At 41.9% G+C, this 22321-nt stretch carries 16 protein-coding genes; 6 read left to right on the top strand and 10 right to left on the bottom strand.

Features of this window, described 5'->3' with window-relative positions:
* Window positions 1–6 precede the first annotated feature (6 nt).
* Both AXW61_RS05385 and AXW61_RS05380 read right to left on the bottom strand, forming a co-directional pair.
* On the bottom strand, window positions 7–4524 hold the full coding sequence (locus AXW61_RS05385) for a translocation/assembly module TamB domain-containing protein (RefSeq protein ID WP_062033044.1): 4518 nt from the start codon (window positions 4522–4524) through the stop codon (window positions 7–9).
* Between the two features lie 25 nt (window positions 4525–4549).
* A complete protein-coding gene (locus AXW61_RS05380; protein WP_062033042.1) occupies window positions 4550–7303 on the bottom strand; it encodes a BamA/TamA family outer membrane protein in 2754 nt (917 codons plus the stop codon).
* A gap of 176 nt (window positions 7304–7479) precedes the next feature.
* Here AXW61_RS05380 and AXW61_RS05375 point away from each other — a divergent pair, with 176 nt between their 5' ends.
* Window positions 7480–8799 carry an MFS transporter gene (locus tag AXW61_RS05375; protein ID WP_062033039.1) on the top strand — a complete coding sequence of 440 codons (1320 nt, stop codon included), beginning with the start codon at window positions 7480–7482 and terminating at the stop codon, window positions 8797–8799.
* 4 nt (window positions 8800–8803) lie between these two features.
* Window positions 8804–9439 carry a 2-polyprenyl-3-methyl-6-methoxy-1,4-benzoquinone monooxygenase gene (coq7, locus tag AXW61_RS05370; RefSeq protein WP_004696505.1) on the top strand — a complete coding sequence of 212 codons (636 nt, stop codon included), beginning with the start codon at window positions 8804–8806 and terminating at the stop codon, window positions 9437–9439.
* A gap of 68 nt (window positions 9440–9507) precedes the next feature.
* Here the strand turns inward: coq7 and AXW61_RS05365 are convergent, their stop codons facing one another.
* The 8 genes from AXW61_RS05365 to AXW61_RS05330 all read right to left on the bottom strand — a co-directional run bounded on the left by AXW61_RS05365 (window position 9508) and on the right by AXW61_RS05330 (window position 17532).
* On the bottom strand, window positions 9508–9945 hold the full coding sequence (locus tag AXW61_RS05365) for a hypothetical protein (protein WP_062033206.1): 438 nt from the start codon (window positions 9943–9945) through the stop codon (window positions 9508–9510).
* 163 nt (window positions 9946–10108) lie between these two features.
* Complete coding sequence (locus tag AXW61_RS05360; RefSeq protein WP_062033036.1) at window positions 10109–10552, bottom strand: 2-amino-4-hydroxy-6-hydroxymethyldihydropteridine diphosphokinase; 444 nt, start codon at window positions 10550–10552, stop codon at window positions 10109–10111.
* Window positions 10509–10889 carry a dihydroneopterin aldolase gene (folB, locus tag AXW61_RS05355; RefSeq protein WP_005400706.1) on the bottom strand — a complete coding sequence of 127 codons (381 nt, stop codon included), beginning with the start codon at window positions 10887–10889 and terminating at the stop codon, window positions 10509–10511. Before folB ends, AXW61_RS05360 begins: the two co-directional genes overlap by 44 nt.
* Window positions 10890–11032: 143 nt before the next feature.
* Window positions 11033–12331: an AarF/UbiB family protein gene (locus AXW61_RS05350; protein WP_005400705.1), complete on the bottom strand. Its 1299-nt coding sequence runs from the start codon at window positions 12329–12331 to the stop codon at window positions 11033–11035.
* A gap of 57 nt (window positions 12332–12388) precedes the next feature.
* Entirely contained in the window at window positions 12389–13159 is a 771-nt protein-coding gene (locus AXW61_RS05345; protein WP_062033031.1) for a HesA/MoeB/ThiF family protein, read from the bottom strand.
* 297 nt (window positions 13160–13456) lie between these two features.
* On the bottom strand, window positions 13457–15103 hold the full coding sequence (locus tag AXW61_RS05340; protein WP_062033028.1) for an AMP-binding protein: 1647 nt from the start codon (window positions 15101–15103) through the stop codon (window positions 13457–13459).
* A 259-nt stretch (window positions 15104–15362) separates the two neighbouring features.
* Window positions 15363–16499 carry an acyl-CoA dehydrogenase family protein gene (locus tag AXW61_RS05335; RefSeq protein ID WP_062033025.1) on the bottom strand — a complete coding sequence of 379 codons (1137 nt, stop codon included), beginning with the start codon at window positions 16497–16499 and terminating at the stop codon, window positions 15363–15365.
* 262 nt (window positions 16500–16761) lie between these two features.
* Window positions 16762–17532: a 3-hydroxyacyl-CoA dehydrogenase gene (locus AXW61_RS05330; RefSeq protein WP_062033023.1), complete on the bottom strand. Its 771-nt coding sequence runs from the start codon at window positions 17530–17532 to the stop codon at window positions 16762–16764.
* Window positions 17533–17675: 143 nt separating this feature from the next.
* On the opposite strand from AXW61_RS05330, the gene AXW61_RS05325 reads away from it, so the two are divergent.
* From AXW61_RS05325 to AXW61_RS05310, 4 genes are all read left to right on the top strand, one after another.
* Window positions 17676–18701 carry an AraC family transcriptional regulator gene (locus AXW61_RS05325; protein WP_062033203.1) on the top strand — a complete coding sequence of 342 codons (1026 nt, stop codon included), beginning with the start codon at window positions 17676–17678 and terminating at the stop codon, window positions 18699–18701.
* A 327-nt stretch (window positions 18702–19028) separates the two neighbouring features.
* A complete protein-coding gene (locus AXW61_RS05320) occupies window positions 19029–20351 on the top strand; it encodes a sphingomyelin phosphodiesterase (RefSeq protein WP_240487439.1) in 1323 nt (440 codons plus the stop codon).
* Window positions 20352–20360: 9 nt separating this feature from the next.
* Window positions 20361–21320 carry a hypothetical protein gene (locus tag AXW61_RS05315; RefSeq protein WP_062033018.1) on the top strand — a complete coding sequence of 320 codons (960 nt, stop codon included), beginning with the start codon at window positions 20361–20363 and terminating at the stop codon, window positions 21318–21320.
* 491 nt (window positions 21321–21811) lie between these two features.
* Window positions 21812–22165, top strand: coding sequence for a hypothetical protein (locus tag AXW61_RS05310; protein WP_029575052.1), 354 nt, complete (start codon window positions 21812–21814; stop codon window positions 22163–22165).
* The last annotated feature ends 156 nt before the right edge of the window (window positions 22166–22321 follow it).

The raw sequence follows: 22321 nt of genomic DNA, 5'->3' as shown, positions 1-22321 counted from the left end.
GCAGCTTTAGAACTTCCAGTTATAGAAGACATCGATGGCACGCTCTAATGACTGACTCGCCTCTAAGTACATACGTTTGTTCATTTGATAACGCAGAGTCAGTTTATTGACTGGTGTAAAGACACCCACGCCATAACGAATATATAAGTCAGGTGTAATATAACCCGTCAGGCTGACTTGTGTGTCATCCCCTGTACCTTGCGCATCCAGCGCTAAACCGCTTAAGCCAAAAGTACGTCCAATTTGGTTAGTAAAGGCGCGTGTCCCGCCTAAACCTAAACTAATCCCTGCGGCAGCAATGGTGTTGTTGACATCTGACTTAAAGCCTTCCGTTTGACTTAAACCCGTTGTACCTTCGTTAATACGGCCTGTAATTAATGCATTCAAAGCCTCTTGCTCAGAAAGCCCTGCATCGTTATAGACTTGAATATTGGGTGACGTTGCCGTACCCGTCACACGGAAACCCACCGTACTGCCTTGTACATTTTTATTTGCATCAACATCCAGTGTTGGGTTGCTCAACACACCGTTAAAACGCGCTATGGCACGGTTTAAATCCAAACTCTGCCCATAGGCTTCAATTTTAACTTTCTGACTTACCCCAATTGCACCATTGGCACGCATTGCGGTTTCAGCACCGCGCTGCGATAGATATAAACGTCCTAACAATGGAATACGGCTATTAAACCCTTGGAAGAAAACTTGATTACCTAGTCCAACCATCAGATCAGCACGAATGTCCCAAGGTTTGGCGCTATTTAAAATCGCCAATTGGTTTTGACCTTCTCTGACCACGCGTACATCAGATGATACATTCACCACAGGTACAGATGCTTCAGGCATAGAAATCAACGCACGAGGAACTTGAATTTCACCGTTTAAGGTCAACTTCTTACTCAACGGTAAAACATCCAGTGTGATTTTTGGTGTAACTAGCGCGGTAATTAATGGTGCTTGACGAATCAGTAAATTTTCTCCATTCAACTGAAGCTGAATGCGTGGATCATTTTTCCAATCTACCGTCCCTGTAAGTGTACCTACACCACGACCACTGTTAAAAGCACCATTAATGGTGGCTTGGTCTTGGCGTATAGCGGAATACAGCTGAATATTGGTCAAATTGACTGGCAGTGAAATCATACTAATAGAACCGTCTTTCAGGCGGACATCGCCTGTCAGTAGTGGTGCTTTTAGCGTTCCATTAATCTTACCTGCATACGAAATTGTTCCGCCCATCGAACGTACATCAGCAATGAAAGGTTTAAAGACTTTGAGTTGCACCTGATCAAATGCAATTTCACCGCGCATAGGCATGCTGTCCCGATACGGATCAATAACCACATTGGCATAGCCCATACCAATTTCAGGTGTTTTGACATCCAAACGGATTTGTAATCCTTCTGCGATGCTTTTGGCAACCAAAGCCACTTGTTCGTATTTTAAGGTTGAACCCATGTCTTGTGGGTCATCAGCCGCCAAGCCAATCACACCATTTCGAGTAACTAAACGTGCATCAATTTTCGGTTTAGACCCTTGTGCCCAAACCGCTTTAGCATGTCCATTTAGCTTACCTGTAATCGCTAGTCCCTCAGGCATAAAGGCAGCAAAGTCGTTTAGGTCGAGGTTTTGAGTCAAGAATGAAATATTGCCACGTGTTTTACTGACTCGAATCGGCTGGTCAAAACACAACTGACTTTGTTGACTCACCCAACAATGCGCGCCAATTAACAAATCTGCTTTGGCACTGTTATAGACCACGGCTGCACTTTGGCGCTGTACCAACCGTGCACGCAAAGAGTCAAAATCACCTTTTTGGATCTGGCCTAACCAATCATTTTGCGCATTAAAACCACCTGCCAATTGCACATAAAATTTCGACTTTTCGTTTTGTGCAGAAACTTTTAATAAATGGGCTTTACGAATACCTGCCAGTGAAATTTCACCTTGTTGAATTTCACGATTACCACTTCTTAAGCTTTCCATTTTTGCAGTCAATAATGACGGCGTTGTTTCCGATGTCGGCAATTGCCCGACAATGCGTAATTTACGCATATCAATCAGATCTTTAAAGCCAAAATTATCCACTGCTAAGTTTGCGGTAGCCCTTAAACGCGGTTGAGATTGGATATTTAAATAGCCGTAAGCACGGCCACGTAAGCCCGCATAAATTTCATACAGTGCAGGCGCATTAATATTCAGTCTTAGGTTTTGTGCATTACCCGTTGCTTGCACTTGGTTTTTGGCATAAGCCAACAGTAGGTTATTCGCTTCAAACTGTTGCGGTAAAAAGCCCTTTTCGCTGGAGTTGAGCACCAAAGCTAAATTACCTGTGCCACGCACTGGCTTATTGTTCAGTGTACCTGCGAGGTTTAAGCTCTCAATGTTAATGCGTTTTAAAGCATCTGACCATGTGCCTTTGGTTTTCACTACACCAGACAATTCGCCTTTAACACTAGATGCAAAATATTGTGGTTTAAAACGAATGAATGCTGCATTCACATCCCAAGTGATACCGTGAATAAAATGCACCAAACCACTGGCATTAATTTGACCCGCCACACCATTGTGTTTCAGCTCAGTCACTTTAATAAATTCGGGCGTTCCTGAAAGTTTTAGGTTTAACGCACCCTGGCTGGCTTCAAACTGACTGGCTTTTAAAGCGCCATCGTAGTTCACTGCATAGCCTTTGAAAGCACCACCCGCTTTTTCATCATTAAACAGGAGTGCCGCGGTTGACTGACCAGTTAAGTGGACCGTTTCATTATTGCCCACCAGTTTTCCAGTCAGATCAATGCCCTGTAGCTGAATGATTTGCTGATTCGGTTTGGCATAGCCACTTGCTTGGAGATTTCCATTCAATAGATTAACAGGTGAAGCTTCTGCTACCATTTGCGGGTTAAAATCTTTCGCGTTTAAAGCAGCTTTCCACTTCAGTTGACGTTTCTCATCTGGCAGCTCTACCACCGCATTACCACTTAAGCTTCCCTTACCTGCTACATAACTAAAACTCGGCACATTTAAATTATTATTTTTAAAATTTAACTGCGCGAGGTAATTACCCGCAGGTAACGTCGCTTTTTCGTGTTGACTCACAACAGTAGCAACATGAATATCTTGCTGACCTTCAACCAACGCCAGTTTTACATCCCCTGAAGCACTACTTAACCAGCCGATATAAGGCACGGCACGATCAATATTTTTCCAAGAGACATCCATCAACATTGGCTGGACTTTATTATTTTTCTCTGGGTTTTGGTCTAGTGCGAGATGCCATGCTTCATAACGATCAAAGTCTAGATCTGCGGTTAAGTGTAAACCCTTTTCAAGCGTACCTTGTGATGCAATTTTTGCATCCAAACTTGGCGGTAGAAAGTCAGAAACCACTTGTGGCAGTACATCGTCTTTAGGATTGATTTTATCTAAACGACCTTGTACGTCCCAAGTGACATGATCTTTCCAACTCACCACACCACCCAGATTGACCGAACCTTTCATCAACTGAGCATTTAGGTTATCAATATCAAGTTGATGAACCAAATCGGTATGCATCAAAGCAGTATATTGACCTTTTGGAATATCTTTACCACTCAGATCTGTATTTAAGTCAATATTTAAACGTTCGATATCACCTGAAAATTTAGCAACGCCTTTTTCAGCATAGAGTTTGTAATCGGTCAGGAGTGGTAAGTTGTAATGATTAAATTTAAGCTGACCTTGCATCGGTACATGCTTACGTACAGGGTGCAAAATGGCCCAACCTGTCAACAGGTCAGGCGTCCGCGTTGCAAAACCCGCTTGGATGGTGTCCAGTGTTCCTGTTGCATGTACAGCAATATCATGCACATTTAAACTATCACGCAGTGCCGGTAAGTTGGCAATAGCAGTCGCCTCAAGTGGATATTTCCCTGAGAATTTCATTTTCCCAGTTGCATTACGAACTGCTAAATAGCCCATGTCCATGCGAGAGTCTTCAAACTCAAGTTCCGTCCCCGACCAGAGGGCATTATTTAAATGCACATCATAAAAATCTACTTGGGCATCGGATGCGGTACGGATATTTAAATGATCAACATCTGTTGTATCTAAACGTAAAACAAAGGGTAATTTAATTTCGCTGAACTTAAAGGGTTCATCACTCGGCTCACCTTTGGTAATGATGCGCAAATTGCGCACATCGGCTTCACGTAGATGAATCTCTTTATTCAAAATGGCACGCCAGCCTAAAACCACATCGGCACGGTCAATTTTGACATCAACAGGTTTTAAGGTGACCACCACATTTTTAAGGATAATGCCTTTCCACAGATTACCACCTTCATATTCATATTGGATAATCTGCTGACGTTGTAAAACTTGGTCAAGCAGAAACTTACTGCCTTTATCAGTAGAAAACATGACCGCAAGCGATATCACCAACAAGATGAGCGTCAACAACAGCGTCAAAATGACACTTCTAAAAATACGTCGCTGTTTGATAAGCGGCGCAGGTGGTGTTGGTTCTTGCTGCTGTTCTACTTCAGCCATAGTCTTCCCAAAAAAAGTTTAAATATTATAATAATGAGCCAATAAAGAAATGCACACGTATCGGATGACTATCATCAGAAATACCTGAAGCTACATCAATCCGGATCGGGCCTATCGGTGATGCCCAGCGCACACCAAGACCAACACTGTATTCGGTGTCATTGCTAAAATCGGTATCATAAGCATTACCAAAGTCGCTGAATACTGCTGCACGCCAGCCTTCTTTAAACTGGTAATTGTATTCCATGGAGCCGACAGCTAAGGCTTGACCACCCACTTTAAAACCATCAACCACAGGTGACAAACTCTTGTAATCAAAACCACGAATGCCTTGGTCTCCACCCGTGAAATAACGTAAGTTATAAGGAACTTTATTAAAGTCTGGGGTAAAGATATAACCGAGATCGCCACGTCCAACAAACTGGTGGCTGTCATTTTCACCCAATGAATAGATAAAGCGCCAACCCGCATTTACGATGGCCATATCTGCATCTGAAAGTAGGCTTTCGCTTCCAAGTTCAATTTTATAAGTTTGTTTAATTCCCTTACTTGGGTTTACACGTTTATCGCTATCGATTCTAGAAATTTCATAACCCAATAAAAGCGACTCTTGCTCAGGGTCATTATTGGCAATAAATGCATCCGGCAAATCATCTACATTCGCTGAACCCTTTTGCGTCAATCGATCTAAACGGTAACGCACACCATAGGTATGTTGCCAATTTCCCATTGGGTTTTTGATAACACGGTCAGCCCCAGCAACAGCAGATTCAGTGAGTAAGTTTACGCCTTGTCCGATGTCATCTCGTTCTTCACGCTCATAACCACCCACGAGACTAATATAATCATTTAGTGGATGCTTATATGGAATGTTATAGCGACCATCAATAGCCTGTCGAATTTCTGAAAGTTCCAAGTTGGCATCAAAAGAGTGACCACGTTGGTTCACAATCGCACGGCGATACTGTGTACGTAAACGAGCACCTGAGTCACTACCATAACCTGCACCGACCTCTACACTGTTTAACTGGTCCGCATTTAAAGTGACTTTAACAGGAATTACTTTTGTTTCCCGAGCTTCAAGTTTTAAACGCTCTTCTTCACTCTGTTTGGTTTCTTGTGCGGTGCGAAGCGCTGCTTGTGCTTTATTCTGCTCGGCATCATTAACACCTGCGAATTGTGCTTCACTCACCACAGACTGCGTCACTTCGCGGCTTGAAACAACTTCCTGTTTTTCTTGAACCAGAACATCCTGACGAGAAAGTTGTTGTTCATCGACCAACTGCTGTAAATCAGGGGGTAACTCACGAACTCTTTCAACAGGATCAGGTCGAACAGCATCTACCAAGCTGTAGTTAAAATAACGTGAGTTGGTCAAATTATTGGCCAAACCATTAACACGCCAAAAAGTATAATCCGCCCCAGGCTCCCAAGTCACTAAACTTTGTAAAACATCTAAATCAATAGGCAGTGGTTTGCTTGGGTCGCTCATCACAAACTCAACACCGCCGAGTTTATAACGTTCACCTGTTTCATAACGTAAGTTAATGTCTGCCGTATTTTGCGGCTGTTCAACTTTCACATCATGTAAACGCCAGTAACTATCAAAGAAACCGTTATTACTAGCAGCTTCATTAATTCGTGCTTTGGTCGACTCATATAAACCATGGTGTAATACATCACCGACATCTTGCTCTGGTAAGACTTTAATCACTTGGAACTGCGGTAAGTACTGACCTGCACCACTAAACTCGATGTTTTGTTCTTCAATCCGCACAGGGTTATTCGGTACCACTTGAATGCGCACACGATTACTGCTGGTTTTTTCAAACTTAAACTCAGCATTATAAAACCCGACGGCTTGAGCAGCTTGGTTGGAAAGTGTCCGCAACTGTGGCAGTGCTGAAGGAAAGTCTTCAAAAGATTCTTCAGTAAAGCTCGAAACCTTGCCTTCAATATTTTCTTTTAAATTGACCAAAGCAGCCTGATACGCTTTATTGGATATCTCGCCTTCATATTTCGCATTGATGATTTCAACATCTGCATTGATTCGCGGCACTTTTGCAGTATCTAATGCTCTTGGTGGTCGAATTTTATAAAGCATGCGCTTAAAGAAATTGGGTTCTTTGGCAATTTGCTCTTCAGCACTCATGCCAAAATCTAAGGTATTGCCTTCAGTGTTGGCTTCTACTGAAATTTTACTGTCTGCTTGAATGCTTTGCATCAGTTGATCAACATTGACTGGGGCTTGATTAATTTCCGCCATTTCCTGTTGAGTTGCATCGCTTAGCACCAACTCTGTCTTTTGGCCACTACGGTAAGCTTGAGCTTCTGCTTTCGCTTGCTCAGCTACCTGATAAATATCATTGGCCATACCTTGGTCAACTTGGACAGTTGGCAAGTCTTCAAGGTTATCAAACTCAATCGGTGCAAATTCAGGTAAATTTTTTAAAGCCATCTGCTGTTGTTGCAACATTTGCATACTGTCTGGAACCATGGGCTGAACCACAGAATTTTCAACTTTTTTTAATTCGTCCGCACTGCCCATGCCTTGGCGAATTGCTTCTTTTTTAATGTCTTCAGTGAATTGTGTAGAAATTTGTGGATCGACTTCCGCGTTACTTGGTTCAATCGCAACGGGCGTTTCAGCCAAAGCCGCTTGTGACAAAAGCGTTAAAAAGATACTCAGACACAAATATTTATTGTTATGATGCCACGGTATGAAAGAATTCATACTCAATGAAAGAGTCGACTTTTTAAATTGTGTTTTGGCAAGCATATAAAACTCTAAATTTATTTAATCGTTATGGATTTGCTCTAATGAATTGTCACAAAAGAACTGAAATCTATTGATTATTTTAACCAGTTTCAGGTTTTAAATATCTTACATGATTTTATTGAACCTTTGAGCAATTAGTCACATTTCTTAATAAAACTTAATGCAGTGCAAAAAGCATGAAAAACAATGAACATCTATTAAGTACCCGTCGTTTTCTTCCCATGTTTATTACCCAATTTTTTGGTGCTTTAAACGACAATGTCTATAAACAAGCTTTGCTTTTAGTCATTACTTATGGATGGATTAATCAACAAGCCGCGGATGTCAGTACCTTAAATAATTTAGCCGCGCTGTTATTTATTTTGCCTTACTTCATTTTTTCTGCAACCGCAGGACAAATTGCCGATAAGTTTGAGCGCTCACAACTTATTCGTGGCATCAAAGTTCTAGAAATTGTGATTATGCTCATCGGTTCCGCGGGTTTCTTATTGGGCAATTTATGGCTACTGCTCTTGGCTCTATTTATGATGGGCACACATTCCACCTTCTTTGGCCCCATTAAATACGCCATTTTACCTGAGATTCTCAAGCCAAATGAACTCATGTCTGGCAACGCATTGTTCCAATCAGGTACATCTATTGCCATATTGGTGGGCATGATTTTAGGTGGTGCGGTCATTTCAGCGTCAAATGGCAATTTGTTTTGGATCAGCCTGACTGTCGTCATCATTGCCATTTTGGGTTATCTATCCAGTCGATTTATCTTAAAACAGCCAGTCAGCTCACCCGACTTAAAAATTGACTGGAATTTCTTTAGAACCAGTTTTCAAACACTCAAATATACCAAAAGCCTCCCCCTCATCTTTATGATTTTACTGGGAAATTCGTGGTATTGGTTTTACGGCGCGACCTATCTCACCCAAATTCCACAGTTGACTCAACAAAACCTACATGCATCAGAAAATGTTGTCAGTCTTTTACTCACGTTCTTTTCTGTCGGGATTGGGGTCGGCTCACTGCTGTGTCGTAGAATTGGTGGCTCTGAAGTGAATATTAAAATGGTGCCTGTCGGTGCTATTGGACTGACCCTATTTGCCTTTTATTTGGCCTTGAGTCTAGCTTATGTCCCAGAACGCACAGGGGCTATGCTCAATGTTAGCGATATGTTCAACCACGGCATGGTTTACTATCATGTCATGCTCGCAGTGACTTTGCTTGGCATTAGTGGCGGTTTTTATATTGTGCCCTTGTATGCCATGATGCAAGCTTATTCTCCACGGTCGCACCGTGCACGTGTTGTTGCCGCAAACAACATATTAAATGCGGTGTTTATGGTGTCTTCTGCTATATTTTCGATTATCATTTTAAGTGTTTTGAAGATTGATATTAAAATACTTTTCAGCATTACTGCTGTATTGAGTGCGGGCTTTACGCTGTGGTTGTTATATCGACTCAAACCCATGCTAAAAACCGTACAACCTGAGTTAGAGGACTAAAGTTATGCGTCATTACACTGGCATCGATAAATTTATCAATTCTTTTGATCAAGCCCTGCGTAGCTTAGTTCCAGGCACGACGTCTGCTCAACGTGAAAACCCAGGCAAGGCGGTCGAAACCCAACTCGCCGTGAGTGAAGCACGTCATGTTGCAGGTCTAATGCGGGTCAACCATAGTGGTGAAGTGTGTGCACAAGCGCTTTATCATGGGCAAGCTTTAACGGCAAAACTACCGAATGTACGCCGCGAAATGGAACAAGCTGCAATTGAAGAACAAGACCATCTTGCATGGTGTGAAGACCGCTTAAAAGAGCTAGACAGCCATACCAGTCTGCTTAATCCTATTTGGTACGGCTTATCCTTTGGTATGGGTGCAATCGCAGGCATTGCAGGTGATAAATATAGCTTAGGTTTTGTTGCAGAAACTGAACGCCAAGTGAGCCTGCACTTACAGCATCACATCAGCCAACTCCCTGCTCAAGATGACCGTTCTCGTAATATCCTTGTGCAAATGAATGAAGATGAATTACACCATCGTGATACAGCACTGAATGCTGGCGGTGTCGATTTACCGATTCCTGTCAAAATCACCATGACGGCTATTTCAAAACTCATGACCAAGACCAGTTATTTTATTTAAGCAAATATGCCTTACTCTTATAAAAAAGCAGTGGTTATGCCACTGCTTTTTTATTGACTCTAATTTGCTTATTCCGCTGATATCGGCAATAATAAGGTATTACCCGCTTGCTTTAAATTCGCCGTATATTTTGACGCCAGTGATGGGTTAGATGGATAGCTTTTCCCATTGTACTTCAGTATGACCTGTCCTAAACCACGGGTATAAACCGACAAATCACGCCAACCTTGGGTTTGGGTACTTAAGGCATAAATCGGTGTAGATGACACAGTCATTTTGCTATGCGGTTGAAAACTTCCATTTGCAAGACCTTTAAAGACCAACAACGTACAGCCACCTGAACCACACCACTCCATCCCACTTAACAACACCACGGCATCATCGATACCATCTTGATTTAAATCATATAGGCTAGTTTGATAATCCGATTGATCTTGGGTATAGGCATGAACAGCTAGTTTTAACCCTTGTTTTTCAGTCGTTTGAGATACACTCGTTATATCCATAGCAGGTGTCGCTGTCGTTTTGGACGGAGTTGAATGACAGCCCGCTAAAAACACTGCTAAAGAAAGAGCACTCAAAATTTGTATTTTCATGAAAATAGCTCTCTACGAATTATATTTTATAAGTATGTTAAGCCAGTTCAAGTGTCAATCACACTTCGATATGTTACTTGGCTTCCAAGCAGCTCACCGTTGGAAATGCATGTGTTTGATGCTGAAATGCAGCATCCTTCCACACATCAAACATTGGAATTTTAACGTCTAAAGCTAAAGGTAATTTTTTGGGATTGAACTGCATATGTTCTAAGTCACTCCCCCATGCAATCAAATCGACATCTAGTGAAATCTGATGCGATGGGCGAATACGCCCAGATGTGGCTTCCATATTTTTCAGCAATACCGAAATATCGGCAACCGACAAAGACGATTTCAGCAAACAGGCTGCATTCCAATAATCTGCCCCAACCCCATCGCGGCATGGAATTAAATAAATATTCGAAAAATGTAGTTGCCCAATTTTAGCAAGTTGCTCAGAGGCATATAAAAAATGTTGCTTGGGATTATTATTACTCGCCAGAGCTAGGGCGAAAATTGTTTCGGTGGCGTTCAAGACGAATTCCTACAGAATTTGCTTGCGCGATAATGGCAGGCTTACGGATGGTAATATTAATCGATTCAATCGCATGAAAGGTAGAAAAAAGTGCGTTGATGACCAATTTTGCCGCATGTTCAATCAGCTCAGGCTTAGCATCTTGAATGACCTTTGCTGCAATTTCACAAATTTCAGCATAATTTAAGGTATGGTCTAAGTCATCTGAGTTTGAAGCTTGTTCCAAATCTGTTTGAATAATCATATCCAACATTAAAGGCTGAATAATCTGACGTTCCCAGTTAAAACAGCCAACCACTGTTTCAACTTTTAAGCCTTCAATGATAATTGCGTCCACATTATTACCTTTAACAGATTTTGACTTTTAATCCCTGCCTTGCGAAACCATGTTTCTCACCGCTTAAACAGGAAAGCGTTTTTCAGTCCCTCTTTTAAAAGAAGGACTGAAAGGTTTTTTTGGTGAGTGTGCTTCCAAAGAACTTAGTTTTTTAACAACACATTTGGATCCATAGTTTGCACCATTTGCAAACGCTGGTCAGCATAGATGTCGGTATACGGTGCAAGGATGCGCATGAAACGATCGAAATACAGCATCTGTTTAAATAACAGGGCAAAATCACGTGGGAAGCGAATACCGTGACGCTCACCTACTGCAACCATATCCATCATGATGTCATTCAAATCTGCTGGATTTGAACTCAGCAATTCTTGCGGATCTGCCAACAACACACCACTAAATAAACGCTCAAGATCTGCGGCCAACACCTGAGTATCAATCTGCACTGCGGTCATGCCCATTTTCAGCATGTTTTCCGCCATGAGTGCATAATCCGTTTTTTGTAAGGCATCCATAAAGGCGATACAAGCTGTCCATACTTCAGGTTTCAACTGTCCCACAATGCCGAAATCAATAAAACCCACACGACCATCATCAAGCAGCATTAGGTTTCCAGCATGTAAGTCAGCATGGAAGCTATTACACATCATTAGACTACCAAACCATGTATTCATGGCAGTTATCAGGACTTGTGAAGGATCTTTACAGCGCTTTTTAACCACTTCAAAATCAGTTAATGGCACGCCGTAAAGACGCTGCATGGTGAGCACACGGCGAGTCGAATATTGATGATAAACTTTAGGTGCCATCGCCTTATGGTTTTGCGTGATATTGAGATAGTTCACAAAGTCATCCAGATTACTGGCTTCTTCAATAAAATCGACTTCTCGAACCATGCGGGTTTTAATTTCTTCCACAATGTCTGCAAGCGATGCAAATTTGACTTTAGGCACTGCTTTTTCTAAAACCTTGGTTGCCCAGTGCAAAACATTTAAGTCGGTATAGAGAATGGTTTCTACACCCGGCTTTTGTACTTTAATCACTACATCTTCACCCGTCACCAGCTTTGCAGCATGGACTTGGGCAATAGACGCTGAAGCTAAAGGTGTTTCATCAATCGATGCAAAAATCTCAGACAGGTTTCGGCCTTCAAACTCAGACGCCAAAACCCCTTGTACATAACTAAACGGTAAAGACGGCGTTTGGTCTAAACAGCCTTGAAACTCTTCAACATATTCACGTGGAAAAAGTGAAGGTGTACTGGCAATAAACTGACCCAACTTGATATAGGTTGAACCCAAAGACTCAAAGGTTTCACGCATCAGTTTGGCATTACTTGGTTTTTCAGTTGCGTACTTAATACCTGCACGCGCTGCAATGACTGCTGTTTCCCCAACACGGGCAACAGAGCGTAGTCCATCTAAAAAGATATTGTTTTTCATAATATCGGTCAAAAATAAATTGTATTGAGTGTATCAAAGAATGAAAAAATTGCAGGCTTATCTTGCCTGACAAACTGGACAATCTGTATCTTTTTCGAAAGCAAGCAAACGTTGTTTCATACTTAAGCCATCCCAAAGCAACAGGCGTTGTTTGAGTGCGGAGACATTTAAACCCAAGTATAAAAGTGCATGATGCGCTTGAAGACTAGCCATTACGTTCGGAGTGGTAGCTAAAACGCCCGAATCTGCACAGCGTAGGCTTTCATTTTCATGTTCTTCTTTCGGGAACAGACATTCATAGCAAGCGGACTCACCTTCCACCATAAAGAGTTGCCCTTGAAAACCAATGGCCGATGCACTGATGAGTGGAATATTGGCCGCTTTACACTGCTGATTGACCAAATACCGCGTCGTAAAATTATCACAACCATCAAGAACTAGGTCCTGACCAACAATTAAGCGAGCTGCATTAGATGTATCAAGCTTTACAGTATGCGCATGGACTTGAATATAGGGATTGATCTGCTTTAAACGCTGGGCCAAAACCTCTGCTTTATAGAAACCGACATTGTTTTCTACATAGGCAATCTGTCTTTGAAGATTGCTTACTTCGATGGTATCAGCATCTATCAGGGTGATTTGCCCTACGCCAGCACGTGCCAGTAACTCCGCTGTCATACAACCAATACCACCACAGCCTACGATAAGTACATTGGCCAACTTTAATTTTTCTTGTGCCTCTATATCCCATCCGTCCAATAAAATTTGGCGGCTATAGAGATGTATTTCAGCATCACTGAGTTCTAGACTTTCATCTAACTCGTCCATGATTCAGCCTTTCGCTAAAGAAAATGTTGATGGTGAATTATAACCATGAAACCAAAGTTAGCTATGCACAAATTCAATAAATGCTATGAGCTTTAGATGGCTCAACTTTTTTCATTTTTAAGTAATGGAGATTGAATCATACTAGTTGCCTAGTTAAATTTTCTTAGGCTATTTATACATCTAACTATATTTCTAGCGGTGTTCCACAAGTTACATCCCGCTATAAATGGTTAAAAGAAAAAGCCAGCCTATTTAGAACTGACTGGCTTTAGCTTTAAGAGCATTTTATTTTTTAAATTAAATTGCAGCTTGTAAAGTTTGCATCTTTGCCACTTCTTGCTGTTTCAGCAAATTACGTTGAATTTTGCCACTCGATGTTTTCGGCAAACTTTCAACAAACTCAATTTCTTTCGGATAAGCATGTTTAGATAAACGTGACCGCACATAGGCTTGGAGTTTGCTATCCAACGCTTTAGAGGCTTGGTACTGTGGCTTTAGCACCACAAAAGCTTTCACCACTTCAGTGCGCTCTGGATCAGGCTTACCAATCACAGCTGACTCGAGTACTTCCGCACACTCAAGCAAAGTACTTTCGACATCAAAAGGTCCAACTCGATAGCCTGACGTTGTAATGACATCGTCAGCACGTCCAACAAAGTCGATACCACCAATTTCATTGAGCTTGACCGTATCACCTGTTAAATAATACTGTCCCACAAAAGACTTTCGATTATTGCCACCATAGCCCTTAAACCATGTCAGTGGTGACTGGCTAAAGTCTATCGCTAATGTTCCAATTTCACCGCACTTCACTTCTTGGTGATTCGCATCAAGTACAGCAAAGCGGTGTCCGGGGTTGGCAAAGCCTGCCGACCCGACTTTTTTCTCATGCTCCAGTGCATGATGGTTCGCAATCACCATGCCCAACTCAGTTTGTCCATATTGGTCATAAATGTTGACGTTCAGATCATTATTGAACCAATGAATCACTTCTGGGGTCAAAGGCTCACCCGCACTACTGACGGTGCGTAAATGGGTCTTAATAGAAGGATCAAACTTTTCTTTAAAACCAAAGAACATCCGAAAAGCTGTAGGCGAACCCGTTAAGTTACTGACGCGATACTTTTTAATGACTTCAACCGCATGATCGACGCTAAATGCGCGCTCATCCATAATGATGCTATGCCCCAAGCTGAGCGGGCCTGTAATGCCATAGTACAACCCATAAGCCCAGCCCGGATCGGCTAAATTCCAAAATGAATCGTCTTCTCTTAAATCGACCGCATGTTGCATATAGCCCTTAAAAGCCAAAACCGCTTTTAAAGGGACAGGCACTGATTTTGCCAAACCTGTGGTGCCTGAGGTAAACATCATCAGGAAATCATCATCAAAGCTACGCAAAACAGCTTCACATTGATCGGACTGTTGTTTGACCTCTTGCCAAAAATCAGCTTCATTGCTGGTTAAGTTTGTTCCCGCATTCACTGTAAGAATATGTTTGACTTCAACGTGATTTAGCTTTGGACGTTGCTCTGCATTGGTGACAATCAATTTAGTGTTCGCAGTTAAAACTCGATGTTCAATCGCCTTCGACTCAAAAGCAGTAAACAAAGGCTGATAAATCGCACCGATCCGCCATGTTGCTAAAATCGTAATCAGCAGTTCAGGCGTACGCGTTAACAGCCCTGCGATACAGTCACCTACTTGAATGCCAATACTTTTAAAATAATTTGCCAACTGTGCTGAGGCAACATCGAGCTGTTCAAAACTCCATTGCTCTGACTCGCCATTTTTTCCTTCCCAAATGAGTGCTGTTTTTTGCTGCCCGACATAGCGCTGACAGCACTCAATATAAGCATTCATTGCATTGGGTTGGCCGACCAATTGTTCTTGAATCAGTTGATCATAGTTAAATTCTTGATGGGCTTGTTCTAATGTCTTCATCACGACAACCTCGCATTATCCATTTTTTAAGACCAAATCCACTTTGGCCGTCCATATTCTTTATCGTTTTAAGCGTTGAACTGACCTCATTGTCAGTCCTATATTGTTTGAAAACCTAGAGCAGCTCAGCTGCTCGACTTAATACTTGTAACTAACTGCTGCACCTAGATAACCATGTTTTAAATGCACCTACAATTTCCAAATCCCTCAATGAAAATGCAGGCTTTGAACATCGACCAAGGTCTAAAACTGAGTCGACTTAAACCTTGGTGACTTCACGTGCAATCACAAGACGTTGAATATCAGATGCCCCTTCATAAATCTGGCTCACACGGACGTCCCGATAAATTCGTTCAACAGGAAAATCTGAAACATAGCCATAGCCACCATAAATTTGAATAGCATCAGAACAAACACGCTCTGCCATGGTTGAGGCAAACAGTTTGGCCATAGAGGCTTCTTTTAAACATGGCAATCCTGCATCCTTCAAAGCGGCTGCATGGAAAATTAACTGACGTGCAGCTTCAATTTGCGTCGCCATATCGGCTAAACGAAAAGCAACTGCCTGATGTTGTACAATTTCAACACCAAAGGCTTTACGGTCATTGGCATATTCAACTGCTGCATCTAAAGCGGCACGCGCCATACCCACGGATTGGGCTGCAATACCGATACGTCCCGACTCCAAATTCGAAAGCGCAATTTTGTAGCCCTCACCTTCCGCGCCTAGCAAATGATCAGCAGGAATGCGGCAGTTCTCCAAAACAATGGTTGCCGTATCCGAACAGTGCTGCCCCATCTTTTCTTCTATACGAGAGACAATATAGCCTTCGGTATCGGTTGGGACTAAAAAGCAAGAAATGCCTTTCTTCCCAGCAGCTTTGTCTGTGACTGCAAAAACCAAAGCGACTTGAGCATGCTTACCTGTGGTAATGAATTGTTTGGTTCCATTCAACACCCATTCCTCACCTTCACGAACGGCCTTACATTCCAACGCCCCTGCATCTGAGCCTGCTTGTGGTTCAGTGAGACAAAAGCACCCCAACCACTCACCTGTGGCAAGCTTGCTTAAATATTTCTGCTTTTGCGCATCAGTTCCATAACGCTGAGTAATGCCACACGGCAGTGAGTTTTGCACACTGACAATGGTCGAAATCGCACCATCACCTGCTGCAATTTCCTCAAGTGCCACCACCAGTGAAATATAATCTAAGCCTGCACCACCCCACTCAGGTGAAACAGTCATGCCCAAAGCACCTAATTCACCCAGCTCTTTGAGTTCTTGAGCAGGAAACTGTGCGGTTTTGTCACGTTCAGCTGCAGTTGGCTTCAGTTTTTCCTGCGAATAACTACGCAGCATATCCTGAACCATTTTTTGTTCTTCATTTAAAAGCATTAGATGTCCCTTCTCTGTTCAGGTTATTAAATTTAATAAATATTTGATACACGGCGACCCATTCGCAACCTGAAAGCCTTTCAAAAGATAATGTTTTTGCGAGAAAATAGTCTGTAAATTCAAAAAAACAGGTTTTGCGAATGGAGATGGTTTTGCCTACTTTTCCCGAAAGAAAAGTAGGTCGAACCGAAGGTTATAAGATGCCCTTACTTATCGACCTAAAGACTCCGTCATAAACTCAAAGATCACAAATCAAAATAGATTATTTAGGCTGCATACGAATCGCACCATCTAAACGAATCACTTCACCATTCAAATAACTATTTTCAAGAATGTGCCCCACAAGCTGAGCGAACTCTTGAGGCTTTGCCAAACGCTTCGGAAATGGCACCATTTCACCCAACGCATCTTGTACATTTTGCGGCATCGCCTTCAACATTGGCGTTTCCATAATGCCTGGAGCAATGGTCATCACTCGAATTTTCTCACGTGCTAGTTCACGTGCCAGCGGTAAAGTCATCGAGACAACAGCGCCCTTAGAGGCTGCATAAGCGGTCTGTCCAATTTGTCCGTCATAAGCTGCAACCGAAGCTGTATTCACAATCACTCCGCGTTCTTCTTCACCGGCTTGAGGTTCATATTTCGCGATTAACTGCGCAGCAAAACGCAGCATATTAAAAGTACCTGAGACATTGATGTTTAATACTTTTTGGAATAACGCCAGCTCATGAATACCATCACGACCCAACACTTTGGCTGAAGGCGCTACACCCGCACAGTTCACCAAACCATTCAACTGTGCATATTCCGCCTCGACTTCTTGGAAGAAACTTTGCACAGCGTGCTCATCAGTAACATCGAGGCTTTTAAACTGAGCATTTTCACCCAACTCACGCTGTAGCTCTTCACCTAAAGCTTGGTTCATATCCACCAAAATGACTTTCGCACCTTGTTCAATCAAATGACGTGCTGTTGCTGCGCCTAAACCCGATGCTCCACCCGTGACGACAAAAACCTTCCCTTGAATCTTCATTTATTTTTCCTTGTATGATTGAATGCTACGACTTAAGAAGAAATGTAAACACAGAAGCACTTGAGTACAATTTCCAAATATTGCATCTTCCATGATGGTTTTGGACAATGCTCAAAATGCACAATAAAAATATGGAAGCCACTATGACTGCATCGGAACATGCAAACGCCCAGAAAGATTCCATTTCAATTGCTTTAGTACACGAAGCATTGTTTGAAGCAGAAAAGCAGGGATATGCTGTTACTGATATTTTGAAAAATGCAGGCATCAATAGCGAATTGTTAAGTGCGACAAAAACACGGGTCTCAGTCAATCAATATGCACAGCTCTGGACTGAACTGGCCAATGTCATGAATGATGAGTTTTTTGGAATGGATCGCCATGCTATGCGCCGTGGCAGTTTTCAGTTTTTATCTAAATCACTGTTACACACCACCCAGCTGGACCAAGCCATTCAGCATATTTTGCAATTTATGAATTTGGTGTTAGACGACTTTAGTAGCCAACTCATGGTGCAAGAACATTATGCTTATATTGTGATTTATGAACGACAACAGCCCAAGCGCATGTTTAGTTACGCAACGTACATCATGCTGATTCATGCCCTAATGTGTTGGTTAGTGGGTCAACGGGTGATTTTGAATCAAATTCAACTCAAATGTGATGCACCTACAAATGACATCGACTACAAAGTTCGTTTTTGTGAAAATATCCAGTATCAAATGGCTGAAAATTATATTCAATTTGATGCCAATTATTTAAAAATGCCCATAAAACAGGACAGTAAATCGTGGTATCAATTTATTCAACAAACCCCACATATTTTACTGACCCGTTATAAAAACCCACATTCAACCAGTGCCCAAATTCGTCGCTATTTAATGCAAGAACCCCCGATACAGTGGCTTGAACTGTCTGAAATTGCCCATCATTTCAATATGTCTGAGGCAACAATTCAGCGTCGACTGAAAAGTGAAGGTTTCAGTTATCAACAGCTCAAAAATGATATACGCCGTGATATGGCGATTGAGCTGCTCAGTAACAACCAAGTATCATTACAAGACATTAGCACTGAACTCAATTTTCATGATCCGAGTGCTTTCCATCGTGCTTTTAAAAAGTGGACTGGGGTCAGCCCTGGCGCTTATCGTCAAAATAAGGACGCTTAACTTCAGTCGATTGGTATAAGCAACTACGCGACGCCCTTGCTCTTTCCACATAACAAATAACCAACCCATAAAATTTTCTCGTTAAAGGAAACCTCAACATTCTATTGTTCTGGGTTTGGTTTTGATTGGCCAAAGGAAATGTCAACAGGGCTTATAAATTAAATTGAATTTTTGATGCTCATTCATCGGAAAATCAGGGGGCTGTCGCACTTTGTCACTGACTTAAAAAAATTACCTGCCATAGTGATCTCGTCATATTGTTTTACACAATATTGAATAAAAACATCATGGAGGGAACACATGAGCACCCAATTAAATAAAAACTTAATGAAAAATATCGGATGGTTATCATTATTGCTGTGCAGTCAGCAAGCGATAGCAGACTCATACATTTATGTGACCAATACCACCCCTGAAACGGTATCCGTCAATATTAATCATCATGGTACACGCACCTTAGCTCAAGGGAGTCAATGGGCTCAAGAAGCCACCCAGATTGCACCTTATGAAACCAAACGTGTACTGCGTTTTAACCGTTATACTGGGGTAAAGTCAGGTCAAACCTATAATTTTGATACCGTGATTACAGGCGGGGGTTCAAGTGTCACCCTGAAACAATCTATGACTGGCACTTGGTCTGGCAGTGATATTAAACACTCTGCATCTGGCAGTGATTTCTCTGCACCATGGTTCAGCGACCGTAACATTCAGCGTTTCAACACCAATTATGCAGGAAAAGCAGCGCAGACTGCTTTTAAAGCTGAATACACTGGTGGTTATGACGACTTCCACTACACTATCCATCAAAATAACGTGCCAGAACCCGTTGCCAACAGTGCCGATGAGTTTAAAGTTTTAACCTACAATATTTATGCTCTTCCTTTGGTGGCAAGTAAAATTGATTCGCGCTTAGAACAACTACCGCAAAACCTAAAAGGCTACGACGCGATCTTGTTCCAAGAAACCTTTGCTTCTGGTCGTACCGCCATGTTGGCCAAATTAGCGCAGGAATATCCGTACCAAACTTATATTCCAATCGGTTCAGGTTTCAATATTTATGACAGCGGCATATTGGTTGCAAGTCGCCATCCAATTGTAAAAACGGATCATTTTATTTATCCGAGCTGTACAGGCATTGACTGTTTTGCCGATAAAGGCGTGATTTATGCCGAAATCCTCAAGAATGGCAAAGCCTATCATGTGACCTCCACGCATACCGCATCGTTTGATACCGACGCGGCACGTGATATGCGCCAGCAACAATTTAAGCAAATCCGCGCTTTGGTCGATAAGCAAAATATTCCATCATTTGATGCCGTGCTCATGGGCGGTGACTTTAATGTCAACAAACTCCTGTGGCCGCAAGATTATGCGCAAATGCAAATTAACTTGAATGGTACGGTCCCAGTCAGCACAGGATATACCGAATCGACCTTCGATCCACGAGTGAATAAACTCGCAGGTGCAGGACTCACGGGTGGCTCTACCGTGGAGTATTTAGACTACGTGGTGTCATCCAATAACCACCGTCAGCCTATGCAAGCACGTAATGATGTCCGCATTCTTCGCTCGGCTGCCGATCCCTTATTTATGACTTGGGACTTATCTGACCACTTCCCAGTAATGGGTCAATTCCAATACAACCCATAAGGAAGAACAATGAAGCGCTTTGGGCTTATCGCTTTGGTGCTGAGTGTATTGGTGATCGGTGTGGTGATATGGTTGGGCCTTGGCTCATCATATGCCACATCAGGTCAAACTCAGGCATCCTCACCGTCCCTTACGGAGACTGCTCAACCCAGCAGTTTGCAAGAGAAGCTTGCTGCTGCAAACAATGACGAGTCAAAAATGCAGCAACAACAGCAACAAGAATCCATCCAAAAAATCATTCAACTCTTTCAAAAAAATCCGGGCAATATCACACAATTATTAAACCAGTTACAACAAAACTGCCCCGATACCAACTGTCAGGCCTTATTAAAACAGGTATTGGACGAATATCCAGATCAGCAGTTTGCCCAGACTTTAAAACAATTGATAGAACGCCTACCACTGTACGAAAAAGAAATGCAAGCTAAAACCATGTCCACACAAATGACACCACAACAGCGTTATCAGGAGATTTGGAACTTACGTGAACAGACTTTAGGTAAGCAAGAAACACAACTCGGCTTTGCTGAAGAAAAAGAATTTGCCAGCTATCAGTTTGCTTATGGTGAGCTCTTGAGCCGCGCACCGCACATGACCTTACAACAACGACTGAGTGAACTTTCACAACTACAGCAACAATATAAAAACCCGAGCAAAAATATTGATGGTCAAAGTGGTAGTTATGATAAAGCCCTTAAATTGGCTTTAATTGGCGTCACCGACCCAATACAACAGCAAGAAATTACCCAACAAATTCGTAACAGCTACTTTTCAGGCAAAGAAGCGGCGCAGTTGGCTGAACGCGAACAACAAGTCGGTCGACAACAACAACAGATCGCCAGTTATCAATCTGAACTTGCTGCTCTCAACCAAGAAATGAACCAGCAAAAACAAAACTTAGCTGAAAGTGCATGGCAGCAGCAATATCAACTCCGTCTAGAACAACTGAGGCAAAAGCACTTTAACTAGTGGCTTAAACGTTCATCATTCTCCACATCAAACAAAGACAGCTAAAGCAAGGTGATATACCTCATGTTGCTTTAGCATGTCCTTATAAATTGCAATTCCACAATGTTTTGAGTTCGCATCAGTGATGCGTAAAATAAAGACCATTGCAACAAAGATATTAACAAGTTATTACTTTTCAATACTTTAAAAATAATTCTAATAACTTTTCAATTGAAGTCCCTCGATAGTCCGCATTGAATACTTCTTTTGATCGATCCGAGCCCATTTGAGCAGTAGTGTAAAATGTAAACATGCTCTCAATTTAATAAATTTAATCTTTTCATTTACTTAACAAATCCATCTTTCATTTATCGGAATCTATTTGCAAAAAGTTCCAAAATGGATTATTTTTCAACCAATTTTAAAGCATTCTTTAATGCTTATTTTCCGGCTGTACTCCCCCTGCTGTACTCCCCCTGTTTAATCACCTTATTTCTTTTAAAGGTTATGACATGCTTAAAATGATTGATGTTCTCGATCAACGTCTGGTGCAAAACTTTACTCAAGCTTTGCAGTCTCCTACCCCACAATTTGAAGAGCAACTGGATCAAGGTATTCTCAATGCATCAGACCTTGAATTAAATCATGCTGTTACTGCATTTTTTAATGAAGTTAATGCGATTGAAGCTGCTCAAGCGTTGGATATTAGCGCTGACCGTATTCAAGCCCTGCAGTTAGGTGCATCGTTTAAAGATGAACAATATTTAGCTGATCTAAAGAAAATTGTGACACTTTGTCTTGCACTTGAAACAGATGCTTTAGAGCAAGTTGAAGTGTTTGACAGCTTACAAGACTATCCTATGTAAACTTGCAAGCCCTTAAAAAAGCGACTATTACAGTCGCTTTTTTACATTCAAAATGAATGATTTAGTTATGCAATCTTCATATAAGAAGAAATTATTCTATGCTTTTTTAAAGTTATTCTATACTCCAAAAACTACACAAAGCTCAACATACTTATT

Origin of the sequence: Acinetobacter sp. BMW17, assembly GCF_001592855.1 — a bacterium.
Taxonomy (GTDB): Bacteria; Pseudomonadota; Gammaproteobacteria; order Pseudomonadales; family Moraxellaceae; genus Acinetobacter; species Acinetobacter johnsonii.
This window is presented reverse-complemented; position numbering and strand designations above follow the sequence as displayed.